Genomic DNA, 12,448 nt, shown 5'->3' on the forward strand with positions numbered 1-12,448 from the left:
TTACACTTCTGCCGTCACTTTAACTTGACCTGAGTCAACAAAGGTCATTTTGGCCGGAATAAGGCCCGAGGCGCTAAGACGCTTTGGAATACATGCCCAATGCCACCTTGCTGTGGTCGTACATATTGGCCACCAGACGTGCCAGGTGTCGACCGTCCGAGCGTAAGGCAAGCTGCCCTGGCGTGCGCGCGATAAGGTCGCCGAACCTTTCACATACCGCGTCGTGATCGGTATCGAGCGTTTCCGTCAGCGTGCCAAAGGTATCGCGCAGCTCTGCCAGATCCGCTTTGAAATTGCACATGATCATCTCGACAAGGCGCGCGCGCATGATGTCATCCGGTGAATGCTCATGCCCACGGAACCCGGCCAACGTCCCCTCCTGGATCCGCTGAATATAGGCGGCGGTGGCAGAGGCGTTTTGCACATACCCCTGCTCGAAACGCGAAATCGACGACGCCCCGATGCCGATCAGGGTCTGACAACTGTCCTCGGTATAGCCTTGGAAATTACGCCTTAGATCTCCGGTACGGGCCGATATGGCCAGACGGTCATCCGGTTTTGCGAAGTGATCGATCCCAATCGCTTCCATCCCCGCGCCCTGAAACTTCGATGCGGCCAGTTCCGACAGCGCGTGACGGGTTTCATCATCGGGCAGCGAGGCGTCCTTGATCAGATTCTGGCGCTTGGACATATGCGGCACATGCGCGTAGCCAAAAAGCGCGATACGGTCCGGGTCCAGCTGTAGCGTTTTGTTGATGGAGGCGTCGATTTTTGCAAGCGTCTGAAAGGGCAGCCCGTAGACCAGATCCGCGTTCAGCGAATGAATACCTGCATCGCGCAGCATATCGACGCAATCGCGCGTCTGCTCGAAACTTTGCTGGCGTCCAATGGCCTGCTGCACATCTTCGGCAAAGTCCTGAATGCCGATACTGGCGCGGGTCATGCCAACCTCCGAAAGTGCCGCGATCTTATCCGCGTCGACCATCGTCGGATCGATTTCCACCGAAAACTCGAAATCATCGTCAGCGGGAATGACGCCCCTGATGTCTTCCGCCAGTTGATGAATCCACTCAGGCTGTAAAATGGTGGGGGTGCCGCCGCCCCAGTGCAACCTGCCCATCCTGGCGCCTTTGGGCAGCGTTTCGCGCAGCAGCGCCAATTCCGCTTTCACAACGTCCAGGTATCGCTCGACCGGGCCAAGCGTCTGGGTGCCTTGGGTCCGGCAGGCGCAAAACCAGCAGAGCCGTTCGCAAAACGGGATATGCACATAGATGGACACCGGCACATCCGGGTCCAGCGCGCTGAGGCATTGCGTCTGGAAACCGGCGCCCACATCCTTGGTGAAGACGGTGGCAGGGGGATAGCTCGTGTATCGAGGTATCCGGGCGTCAAAAAAGCCCAAGGCTCTGAGTTGATCATTCTTCATGGGCGCGACTTTACCGCCGCGCGCCATGGCGTCTTTGACATAGGACAAGCTGCTGACTTTCGGCGGCGTGTGCCCCAACGGAAAGCTGGGCGGTTTAAAGCGAGGCCGTGATCCCGCCATCGACAAAGACGGTCGTGCCATTCACGAAGGATGACGCGTCAGATGCCAGGAAAATACAGGTCCCGACCAATTCGTCGACCTTGCCCCAGCGTCCGGCGGGCGTGCGTTTTTCCAGCCAGGCGGAGAATTCCGGATCGGCGACAAGTGCTGCATTCAAGGGCGTATCGAAATATCCCGGAGCCAGACCGTTACACTGCAACCCGTGCTTCGCCCAATCCGTGGCCATCCCTTTGGTCAGGTTGGCCACCGCCCCCTTGGTCATCGTATAGGGGGCGATCCCGGGCCGAGCGAGTGCGGTTTGTACGGACGCGATGTTGATGATCTTGCCCTGCCCGCGGCCGATCATGTGCCGTGCGCAGGCTTGTCCAACGTGAAAGACGCTGGCGATATTGGTCTGCATCAGCCGTTCAAAGGCATCCGCCGGGAAATCTTCGAGCGGCGTGCGATGCTGCATGCCGGCGTTGTTGACGAGGATGTCGATCGCGCCCGTTTCCGCTTCAAAGCCATCCACGGCGCTGCGGACAGCGTCGTGATCGGTGGCATCAAATGGCAGCACATGGGTGGTACCCTCGAATTGCGCCGCGGCAGCATCAAGCTTGCCCCTATCCCGCCCATTCAGCACCACTTCGGCGCCTGCGGCCTGCAGGCCCTTTGCCAGCGCAAAGCCGATGCCCTGCGAGGAACCGGTGATCAGGGCACGCCGCCCGGTGAGGTCAAATAATTTAAGGCTCATAGGGGTCTCTCTTTGCGCTCGACGTCAATTCCGAAGCTCGTTATGTTACCGGTAACGTAAGAAGTCAAGCAAACTGAAGGCCGCCGAAGCGCGGCCAGGGAGAAGACCTGATGAAATCGCTGGTGATCCACGCCCCCCGTGATCTGCGGATCGAAGACACGCCGGAGGAAACGCCCGGTCCGGGTGAGGTACAGGTCGCGATTGCGACCGGCGGGATCTGTGGCTCGGACCTGCATTATTATCAGCATGGCGGCATCGGTACTATTCGTCTGAAAGAGCCGATGATCCTGGGCCATGAGGTATCCGGGCATATCACCGCCCTGGGGGATGGGGTTTCCGGATTGAAACTTGGCCAGCTTGTCGCCGTGTCACCCTCACGCCCCTGCCACGCTTGTGCTTATTGCCATGAAGGCAAACTCAATCATTGCCTGAACATGCGTTTTTACGGCTCTGCCATGCCCTTCCCGCATATTCAGGGCGCGTTTCGTCAGGTGCTGGTGGCGGATCAGGCCCAATGCGCGCCTGCGGATGGGCTTTCAGCTGGCGAAGCGGCGATGGCGGAACCGCTGGCCGTTTGCCTGCATGGCGCGCGGCAGGCGGGGGAGCTTTTGGGCAAACGCGTTCTGGTGACCGGCTGCGGCCCCATCGGGCTTTTATGCATCCTGGCCGCGCGCCGCGCGGGTGCTGCGGAAATCGTGGCAACGGATCTGACGGATTTCACCCTGAAAATGGCCGCCGAAAACGGTGCGGATCGGGTGATCAACTCCGGCAAAGAGCCCGAAGCGCTGAAAGAATACGAAGCGGACAAAGGCACCTTTGACGTGCTCTTTGAATGCACCGGCGTCGCCCCTGCCCTCGCCTCGGGCATTGCCGCACTGCGCCCGCGCGGGACCATCGTGCAACTGGGCCTTGGCGGGGATATGCAGGTGCCGGTTCAGGCGATCACCGCCAAAGAGCTGCAATTGCGAGGGTCTTTTCGGTTCCATGAGGAGTTTTTCACTGGCGTCGAGTTGATGCGCAAAGGGTTGATCGACGTGAAACCACTGATCACCCAAACCCTTGATCTTGCGGATGCGGTTGCGGCCTTTGAGCTGGCCGCCGACCGCACGCAAGCCATGAAGGCACAGATTGCCTTCGGGTGATTGCTGCGGATTTTAACAGAGACAAACGGACCTTTCGATTTGGCACACAGGTGCTATCGTTTGGCTGACAAAATGAGGAGGCGCGGCAGTGTCATTCTTTGAAGTACACGACCCGGTTTTTGGGCAATACGTGTTGGGCAATGCGCCGGTGAAACAACTGGCGACCGGCTTCGACTGGGTTGAGGGGCCGGTGTGGTTCGGCGATGCCGGTTGCCTATTGTTCTCGGACATTCCGAACAACCGCATCCTGCGCTGGACGCCGGAGGCGGGCATCACCACCTACCGTGCGCCGTCCGACTATGCCAATGGCCACACGCGCGACAATGCGGGGCGCCTGGTGTCCTGCGAGCACGGCACACGCCGGGTCACCCGCACGGAACTGGACGGCAGCATTACGGTGATCGCAGACAGCTTTGACGGCAAACCGCTCAACTCCCCGAACGACGTTGTGGTGAAATCCGACGGGTCGATCTGGTTCAGCGATCCGCACTACGGCATCATGACCAACTACGAAGGGTTTACAGGGCAACAGGAAAATCCCTGTGTCGTCTACCGGGCCGATCCGGAAACGGGTGCGCTGGACGTAGTAGTCGATGATATGAATTGCCCCAACGGGCTGGCGTTTTCGCCGGACGAAAGTCTGCTCTATGTGGCCGACACGGGGCGGATGTTTTCGGATGATGCGCAGCACATCAGGGTCTATGATGTCACCGGCAATGCGGTTCAGAACGGCAGGCATTTTCACACCATCGATCCGGGTGCCGCAGACGGGATACGCGTTGATACCGACGGCAATCTGTGGTCATCGGCTGCGGATGGCGTGCACTGTATCGCGCCGGATGGGCGATTATTGGGGAAAATTCTTGTGCCTGAACTGGTTTCAAACATCTGTTTTGGCGGGCGGGCGAAACATGAGCTCTACATCACCGCAACCACCAGCATCTACCGTGTGACCCTGAACCGCAGCGGCGTGCAGTTTCCATGAGCAGCGAGATCGGCCTGATCGGTCTTGGCACCATGGGTGCGGCACTGGCGCTGAACATCGCGGAGAAGGGTTTCGACATCGCGGTGTGGAACCGCACCACGCAGGTGACGCGGGATTTCCATGGCGCTGCGGGTGATCTGGCTCCTCGCATCACCCCAACAGACAGCCTTGAGGATTTTGTTCAGGCCATCAAGGAACCGCGCGCGATCATCCTGATGGTGCCAGCGGGCGACATCGTTGATGCGCAAATTGAAGCGTTAAGGCCCTTGCTTGGCCCGGACGATCTGATCATCGATGCGGGCAACGCCAATTTCCACGACACCAACCGCCGCGCGCGCGAGGCGACGGGCCCGTTTCTGGGCATCGGCGTTTCGGGCGGCGAAGAAGGCGCGCGGCACGGCCCGTCGATCATGGGCGGCGGTAAACGCGACTATTGGGACCGGGTGGCGCATATTCTCGACGCCATCAGCGCGAAATACGACGGCACGCCTTGCGCGACATGGATGGGTGAAGAGGGCGCAGGCCACTTCGTCAAGGCGGTGCACAACGGGATTGAATACGCCGACATGCAGATGATCGCCGAGGTCTACGGCATTCTGCGTGACGGGATGGGCTATGACGCACCTGCGGTGGCAAAGGTATTTGACGCCTGGAATGATGGGCCGCTACGCTCGTATCTCGTGGAAATCTCCGGGAAGGTCGCAGCAGCCCAAGACGCAGCAACGGGCGGCCCACTGCTGGATGTAATCATGGATTCGGCTGGCCAAAAAGGGACCGGACGCTGGACCGTGGTCGAAGCGCAGCATCTTGCCTCCCCGGTTCCGGCCATCGAGGCCGCGGTTGTGGCGCGAAATCTCTCGTCCCGCCGGGAGACCCGTGCCTTTGGCGAAGACCTGTTCGGCGCGGCCCCCAAGCCGCTCGGCGAGGATGCGCTGACAATAGATACTTTGGAACAAGCGCTGATCGCCGGGAAGATCCTCTGCTACGCGCAGGGTTTTGCGATGATTTCCGCCGCCTCCGAGGCCTTTGGCTGGGCCCTGCCCCTGCCCGATATCGCGCGGGTCTGGCGTGAGGGCTGCATCATCCGGTCCGATATGCTCAACGACATGGCGGATGCACTCACCGACGATCCCGAGCAGAACCTGATGTTTGCGCCCTATTTTGCGGATCAGATGAAAACCACCCATGGCGCGCTCCGGCAAGTTGTCGCGCAGGCCGCATTGCATGGGTTGCCCGCACCGGCGTTAGGCTCCGGCCTCGCGTATTTTGACGCCATGCGGACCAAGCGGGGCACGGCGAATATGATTCAGGGCCAGCGTGATTACTTCGGCCTGCACGGGTTTGTGCGGCTCGACGATGGCAAAAGCGATCAGCATGGGCCGTGGGCACAATAGAGCGATGTTGAACACGGCCATTTTAGCCGCGCCTGAAACGCGCTAGGTTACGGCCATGCCGATGCGCGCCCAACCCCGCGACGATCTGATCGTCTGTCCGCATTGCGATGCGGTCTACACTCTGGCCCGCCCCGGTCATGGCGAGCGCGCGGTCTGTCATCGCTGTGATACCGTGTTGATCATGCCGCGCCGCAAAGCGGGCCTGCAGATCATCGCCCTGTCGGTTGCGATTGTGATCCTGATCACGGCAGCAGCCATTTTCCCTTTCCTGTCGATCTCTGTCGCTGGGGCGCATAACTCGGTGTCGGTGTTGGACGCAGCCTTGGCCTTCAGCGACGGCCCGTTGGTGATCCTCTCCCTCGCAACGGCGGCGCTGATCATTTTCGTCCCGCTGGCGCGTGTTTTACTGTCGCTCTACGTGTTGGTCCCCATCGTAATGGACAAGCCCCCTGCCCCCGGGGCCGCGCTGGCTTTTCGCCTCGCCGAGGCCCTGCGCCCCTGGTCCATGGCGGAAATATTCGCGATTGGCTGCGCGGTGGCGCTAGTCAAAATCAGTTCGTTGGCCGATGTCAGCCTGGGCCCTGCCTTTTGGCTTTTCGCGATTCTGGTGGTTTTGGTGGTGGTGCAGGATAACTTTTTGTGCAGGTGGTCGGTATGGAACGCGCTCAGCAACCCAAAGAAGTCATAAGCGCAAAGGAGATGGGTGTTGTGGCCTGCACACGCTGCATGCAGGTCTGGCCGCAGGAGGTGGAATTCTGCGACCGCTGCGGGCATCGATTGGTCCAGCGTGACATCAAGAGCCTGCAGCGGGTCTGGGCGCTCTGGGTCGTGGGGCTGATGTGCTACATTCCGGCCAATCTCTACCCCATGCTGCAAACGCGCACGTTTTTCAGCGTCCAGCAGGACACCATTGTGGGCGGCGCCATCGAGCTCATCGAATATGGCAGCATTGGCGTTGCCATCATCATCCTGATCGCCAGCGTGATGATCCCGATCGCGAAATTTCTTGCCATCGCATTTCTGTCGGTCTCGGTTGCGCGCCCGTCAAGTGTTTCAAAGAACCAGCGACAGTTGCTGTATGAGGTCGTGGAATACATCGGCAGGTGGTCCATGATCGACATATTTGTTGTTGCGATCCTGTCATCATTGGTGCAACTCAATGTTCTGGTGGCCATTAACCCCGGTCCAGCCAGTCTTTTTTTTGCTCTGTCCGTGATTTTCACTATGCTTTCCGCACAGGCCTTTGACAGTCGCATGATCTGGGACGCGCAGCAGCAGGGTGAAGGACAAGTGAATAATGACGAACACCCCTGAGCCGGTGCCCATCGATCCGGCGCGCGAATCCCTCTTTGGGCGGGCATCCATTGTCTGGCTGATTCCGGTCTTTGCCCTGATGATCGCGCTGGTGGTCGCATGGCAGTCCTACAATGACCGGGGGCCGCTGATCTCCATCGAGTTTGAAAATGGCGCGGGCATCGCCGCAGGCCAGACCGAATTGCGGTTTCGCGACGTCAAGGTCGGCGTGGTCGAGAGGCTCGCCTTTGCCGAAGGTTTGGACGGGGTTGTAGCACAGGTGCGGCTGGAGAAAGAGGTCGCGGAATTTGTGGACGCCGGAGCGTCGTTCTGGGTGGTGCGCCCGGAACTCTCCGTGCAGGGCGTATCTGGCCTTGATACGGTGATCAGCGGCATCTTCATCGAAGGCTCCTGGGACAGCCAGATCGGCCCCATCCGCACCAACTTCAAGGGGCTGCAAACCGCGCCGCTGTTCCGCCCCGGCCAGGAAGGGTTGCAGATTGCCTTGCGCACAACGCCCGGCGGATCACTGACCGACAACAGCCCGATCCTGTATCGCGGTATTGAAGTGGGCCGCGTGGGCCCGGCGCGCATCTCGCGGGAGGGCAGCTTTGCCATTGCAGAGGCGATTATCTACGAACCGCACGGGCGCCTGATCACCGCGGCCACCCGGTTCTGGGATACATCGGGGTTCAGCGTCTCCATCGGGCCGACCGGTGCCGAGGTCGATTTCTCCTCTCTGGCCACGCTCATCGGCGGTGGGTTGAGCTTTGATACCTTTGTCTCGGGCGGGCGTCCGATCACCGATGGCGCGGTCTTCGAAGTCTACGGCGATGAGGTCAGTGCCCGGAACAGCGTCTTCAATGCTTCCGAAGTCGAGTTGATCGAACTGCGGGTTATCTTCGACGAGAATATCTCCGGGCTGGCGATCGGCGCGCCTGTTGAATTCAGCGGGCTGCGCATTGGGTCGGTGCAGAGCCTTTCTGGCATTGTCGATGCAGAGACCTTCGGCGACAGCCGGGTGCGTCTTGACGTGGTGATCGGCATTCAGCCCGCACGGCTGGGCCTGCAAGGCGATGCCAGCCCGGAGGCGGCACTCGATTTTCTCAACGCGCGCGTGCAGGAAGGACTGCGGGCACGGCTTGCCTCAGCCAGCCTTTTGACGGGCGGGCTCAAAGTGGAACTTGTTCAGGTCGAAGGCGCGCCACCCGCTCAAATCATCATGCGCCCGGATGAGATTGCCACGCTGCCCACCACCGCGAGCGAAATCGCCGATGCCGCAGCAACTGTGGAGGGCGTTTTCACCCGCATCAACAGCCTGCCCATCGAAGAATTGCTCAACAGCGCCATCGGATTTTTACAAAGTGCGCAGGCCTTCATGACAAGCGAGGATTTGCGTGAAACCCCGCAGGAGGTCCGGGCCTTGCTGGGTGACTTACGCGGGATCGTAAGCTCGCAGGAGGTCAAGGATATACCCGTCACGATCAACGCAGCACTGACACGAGTGGAAACATTGCTGGGCCAGATCGAAAACGGTCAGGCTGTGGACCGCATCGTGGCGGCCATCGATGCGACCACCAATGCCGCTACATCTGTCTCCGCTTCGGTCGCCGGGGTGCCGGAGCTGATTGATAATCTCAGCAGCGTTGCCGCCAAGGCCGAAGCGATGCCGCTGGAAGACCTGACCACGCAGCTCACCGACCTGCTGGCCTCGGCGGATGCGATCCTGGGCACGCCTGCGGCGCAGGAATTGCCCGCCTCGCTGGGGGCAGCGCTGGACGAGCTGAACGCGACGCTGACCGAATTACGCGAAGGCGGGGCGGTGCGCAATGTCAACGCCACCCTCGATTCCGCCCGCGAAGCCGCGGATGCCGTTGCCCTGTCCAGCCAGGATTTGCCCGCGCTGGTGGAACGGATCACCGAAGTCTTTGACCAGGCGAGCCGCACCATCGAAGGCTATAATCAGGGCGATGTGATCAGTCGCGATGCCCGCGCGGCGCTGCGCGATATCTCGCAGGCGGCGGATGCCTTGACCGCCCTTGCGCGCTTGCTGGAGCGCAATCCAAGTGCACTTCTCAGGGGGCGATAGCATGACCTTACCCACACCCATCTGGATCGTTTTGGGCACTTTGGCCCTGACCGCCTGCGCCGCCGCGCCGGATCGCTACGTCATCCCCGCCCCCCAGATCGCCGATCAACAGCGGATTGCTTTTCGATCTGTTGAAATCCGCAAGATTTCACTGCCCGCCTACGCCGCCTCAGACGAAATCGCCCAACAGGGTGCAGATGGCAGGGTGATCAGTGATGGCGGCCTGCTATGGGCGGATACCCCTGAGCGTGCCGTGGCGCTTGAGTTGTCGCGCCATCTGTCGCGTCTTACCGGCGCCCGCGTTGCCTCCGAGCCCTGGCCGTTTGAAACCTTTGCCGATGCCCGATTGGAGCTGCGTTTCGAAAGCCTGATTGCGGGGGAAGACGGTCAATTCCGGACCAATGGTCAATACTTCGTCGCCGTGGAAAACGGGCGGGAACGATCCGGGCTTTTCAGCCTCGCCGTCCCCTTTGATCCAACCGGTGGTCCACAGGCCATTGCCGCGGCGCGCGGACAGATCATTCTGGATCTCGCTCGCTATGTGGCAGTGAACGGCTTACGCTAGCCCTCAGGCGGGCCAATCTGCAAGCGCCTCTGCAAGCCGCGACAGGCCCTTCTCCAGACTAACCTCCGCCCCGCCGCCAACGCCGAGCCGAATGTGGTTGGGTTGGCCGTAGGCGCTGCCCGGCAATAGAAATGTGCGATAAGGCGGGGCCAGCAACCGTTTTGCAAACCTGTCGCTGGCGACCCCCGCAGGCAGGCGACCAAGCCCGATCAACCCCGCCTGCGGCGGGACCCAGGACAGGCCGGGTTGGGTGTCGAGCCATGCGTTCATGCGCGCCAGGTTTGCCGCCCCGGCCCTGCGCGCGTCCTGCATCGCAGGCGCAAGGCGTTCCGGGCGCAACGCGATCTCGGCAATGACCTCGCCCATGATGTTCATGATCTCCGATGCATTCTCCCGCAGGATAACGGCATCCATTACCATGTCCGCATCCGAACAGATCAGCCAACCAGTGCGCAGGCCCTGCAGCCCAAGGGCCTTGGAGACAGAACCGGTCGTGATGCCGCGTGCATAGAGCCCGGCGACCGACGGCGCGCGTGGGTCCAGCCATTCCAGGCCTGCGTAGACCTCATCCACCAGCAACCACGCGCCAACCTGGTCGGCGATGCGCACGATCTCCTCCAGATCCGCGCGGTCCAGCAACTGACCCGTGGGGTTGTTGGGATTGCTCAGGAAAATCATCCGTGTGCGCGGGGTTACCGCATCCGCCAGCATATCCAACGGCAGCCGCCAGGCGTCTGCTTCATGCCGGGTGACTTTGACGATCTTCGCCCCCACGGCGCGCGCCAGAACCTCCGCCTGCGGCCAGCCGGGGGTTTCGACCACGATCTCGTCTCCGGGCTGCAGCAATTGTATGATCGCCAGATAATTCGCCTCAGCGGCCCCCGCCGTGATCAACACATCCTGCGCGGTGCAGATACCTTCCAGTCCGGCCTGCGCCAGCACATGCCCGCGCAGTTCCGGCAGCCCGCGAAAATCGCGATTGTTCCAATCGAGGGATAGCTCCGGATCAAGATCATCCAGAAAGTCGCCCAGTTTTGGCGATTGCGACAGTGAAAATCCGACGATGGCTTCGGGATCTGCCTCGGTCGTTTCCAGAAGGTATTGAAACAAGGTATGTATCTTGACTTTCATAGCCCCGGCCTCGTCTAGTTTCCCCAACAAGAAAGGTGAGGCCCGCAATATGCAACCCCTTCTGAAAGGTCGCCCCCGCCGGCTGGCGGTGCTGGATTACGGGTTGTTTCAAGTGCATGCCAATGGGCGGATCATTGGAATATGTGGATTTCTCATCCAGACAGATGCAGGCGAAAACGTCCTGATCGACACCGGGTTTCCCGCAAAATATGCCGATGATGCCGAGGCGGCGACCGCAGAGGATGATCTGGGCAGTTTCGGTCGGGTGCTCTCTCTCACCCATCAAAATCTGGCGCCTGCGCAGCTGGCGCTGCTGGGCCTGTCGACCTCAGACATCGACCTGATGATCCAAAGCCATACGCATATTGACCACGTTGGTTTCATGGACGGGTTTCCCAACACCCCCATTTTGATCGCAGCGGCGGAACGCGCCCTGCCCCGCCCGCTCTACTGGTCAGGAAAGCAACCCCTGGACTGGCCGGACCGGAACTATATTGAAATACACGGTGACATCGAGATCGGCGCGGGATTTCACGTGTTCCTTGTGCCCGGTCACGCACCGGGGCAATTGGCCTTCATGGTAAGCTTGCCGGAAACGGGCGCTGTTTTGCTGACTTCGGATGCGATCAGCCGCGCGGCGGAGATTGACGAGAAATTCGCAGGGTCCTGGGACGAAACGCGCGCGATCGAAAACGGCGCACGGCTGATGGAAATGGCGGCGGAACAGAAGGCCAAGGTGATCTTTGGCCATTCGCCTGAGCAATGGCCGACCCTGCGCAAGGCCCCGGCGTGGTACGATTAGCGCACATCGCGCCCCTGGTTGAGAATGATCACATTGCCGCTGCTGATGTCGCCCGCGGGTGAGATCAGGAACCCGACCCATGCTGCAATCTCTGAGGGTTGCATCGCCCGGCCGTGCGGCATCTGCGCGATGGCATTGGCCAGGACCTCGTCACTCACCACGTTGAAGAGGGGCGTTTCGGTCATCGCGGGCGCAATGGAATTCACCGCGATCTTTTCGGTGGCATAGCGGCGCGCAAGATCCTTGGTCAATGTGTCGAGAGCAGCCTTGGAGGCCCGATAATGCGGTGGATCAAAAGCGTCGAAATTATAGGCGCCGTTGGAGGAGATATTGACGATCTTGCGCACGCCTGCGCGCCCGGTCATCAGGCGCACGGCCTCCTGACAACAATGGAACGCCCCGGTGAAATTCAACGCCATCTGGCGCTCAAACTCATCTGCCGGGATATTCGGAAAATCGGACATCAAACAGGTGCCCGCATTATTGACCAGAGCGTCGATCCCGCCGTGCGCCGTATGGATATCAGTAAAAGTACTTGAAATGGCAGCAGGTTTGGTCAGATCGACAATCTGCCCCTCAAAGCCCGCGCATGCCATTTCCGACAGGCCGCGCGCATCGATATCAAACCCAATCACATGCAGCCCATCTGCGATCAACCGATCCACAATGGCGCGACCCAACCCGCCGGCAGCCCCTGTCACCACAGCAACGCGCGTCATCTTCGCTCCTCCCCCCGAGTTTGGCGGACTATGAAAGAGGCTTGGGCAT

Annotated in this window: 12 protein-coding genes; 8 read left to right on the forward strand and 4 right to left on the reverse strand. The window is 60.6% G+C overall.

Features of this window, described 5'->3' with window-relative positions; genetic code table 11:
* Positions 1 to 73: 73 nt before the first annotated feature.
* Positions 74 to 1,426: an oxygen-independent coproporphyrinogen III oxidase gene (hemN, locus tag Q1A63_RS22830; RefSeq protein WP_298975396.1), complete on the reverse strand. Its 1,353-nt coding sequence runs from the start codon at positions 1,424 to 1,426 to the stop codon at positions 74 to 76.
* A gap of 94 nt (positions 1,427 to 1,520) precedes the next feature.
* Positions 1,521 to 2,279 carry an SDR family oxidoreductase gene (locus Q1A63_RS22835; RefSeq protein WP_298975398.1) on the reverse strand — a complete coding sequence of 253 codons (759 nt, stop codon included), beginning with the start codon at positions 2,277 to 2,279 and terminating at the stop codon, positions 1,521 to 1,523.
* Positions 2,280 to 2,389: 110 nt separating this feature from the next.
* On the opposite strand from Q1A63_RS22835, the gene Q1A63_RS22840 reads away from it, so the two are divergent.
* The 7 genes from Q1A63_RS22840 (at position 2,390) to Q1A63_RS22870 (ending at position 9,747) form a co-directional block, all read left to right on the forward strand.
* Positions 2,390 to 3,421 carry an L-idonate 5-dehydrogenase gene (locus Q1A63_RS22840; RefSeq protein ID WP_298975400.1) on the forward strand — a complete coding sequence of 344 codons (1,032 nt, stop codon included), beginning with the start codon at positions 2,390 to 2,392 and terminating at the stop codon, positions 3,419 to 3,421.
* An 88-nt stretch (positions 3,422 to 3,509) separates the two neighbouring features.
* Entirely contained in the window at positions 3,510 to 4,406 is an 897-nt protein-coding gene (locus tag Q1A63_RS22845; RefSeq protein ID WP_298975401.1) for an SMP-30/gluconolactonase/LRE family protein, read from the forward strand.
* Positions 4,403 to 5,800 carry an NADP-dependent phosphogluconate dehydrogenase gene (gndA, locus tag Q1A63_RS22850; RefSeq protein WP_299632521.1) on the forward strand — a complete coding sequence of 466 codons (1,398 nt, stop codon included), beginning with the start codon at positions 4,403 to 4,405 and terminating at the stop codon, positions 5,798 to 5,800. Before Q1A63_RS22845 ends, gndA begins: the two co-directional genes overlap by 4 nt.
* Positions 5,801 to 5,861: 61 nt before the next feature.
* A complete protein-coding gene (locus tag Q1A63_RS22855) occupies positions 5,862 to 6,488 on the forward strand; it encodes a paraquat-inducible protein A (RefSeq protein WP_298975403.1) in 627 nt (208 codons plus the stop codon).
* An 11-nt stretch (positions 6,489 to 6,499) separates the two neighbouring features.
* Positions 6,500 to 7,114, forward strand: a complete 615-nt coding sequence (locus Q1A63_RS22860) for a paraquat-inducible protein A (protein WP_298975459.1) — start codon at positions 6,500 to 6,502, stop codon at positions 7,112 to 7,114.
* Entirely contained in the window at positions 7,098 to 9,182 is a 2,085-nt protein-coding gene (locus Q1A63_RS22865) for an MlaD family protein (protein ID WP_298975405.1), read from the forward strand. Before Q1A63_RS22860 ends, Q1A63_RS22865 begins: the two co-directional genes overlap by 17 nt.
* Before the next feature lies 1 nt (position 9,183).
* Positions 9,184 to 9,747, forward strand: coding sequence for an ABC-type transport auxiliary lipoprotein family protein (locus tag Q1A63_RS22870; RefSeq protein WP_299632523.1), 564 nt, complete (start codon positions 9,184 to 9,186; stop codon positions 9,745 to 9,747).
* Between the two features lie 3 nt (positions 9,748 to 9,750).
* Here the strand turns inward: Q1A63_RS22870 and Q1A63_RS22875 are convergent, their stop codons facing one another.
* Complete coding sequence (locus Q1A63_RS22875) at positions 9,751 to 10,878, reverse strand: pyridoxal phosphate-dependent aminotransferase (protein WP_299632526.1); 1,128 nt, start codon at positions 10,876 to 10,878, stop codon at positions 9,751 to 9,753.
* A 49-nt stretch (positions 10,879 to 10,927) separates the two neighbouring features.
* Between Q1A63_RS22875 and Q1A63_RS22880 the strand changes: the two genes are divergently transcribed.
* Positions 10,928 to 11,680, forward strand: coding sequence for an MBL fold metallo-hydrolase (locus tag Q1A63_RS22880; RefSeq protein WP_299632528.1), 753 nt, complete (start codon positions 10,928 to 10,930; stop codon positions 11,678 to 11,680).
* Here Q1A63_RS22880 and Q1A63_RS22885 read toward each other — a convergent pair.
* Positions 11,677 to 12,399, reverse strand: a complete 723-nt coding sequence (locus tag Q1A63_RS22885) for an SDR family oxidoreductase (protein ID WP_299632531.1) — start codon at positions 12,397 to 12,399, stop codon at positions 11,677 to 11,679. The genes Q1A63_RS22880 and Q1A63_RS22885 overlap by 4 nt on opposite strands.
* Positions 12,400 to 12,448 lie beyond the last annotated feature (49 nt).

It is taken from the genome of uncultured Roseobacter sp., assembly GCF_947499265.1.
In the GTDB taxonomy this organism is placed as follows: domain Bacteria; phylum Pseudomonadota; class Alphaproteobacteria; order Rhodobacterales; family Rhodobacteraceae; genus Roseobacter.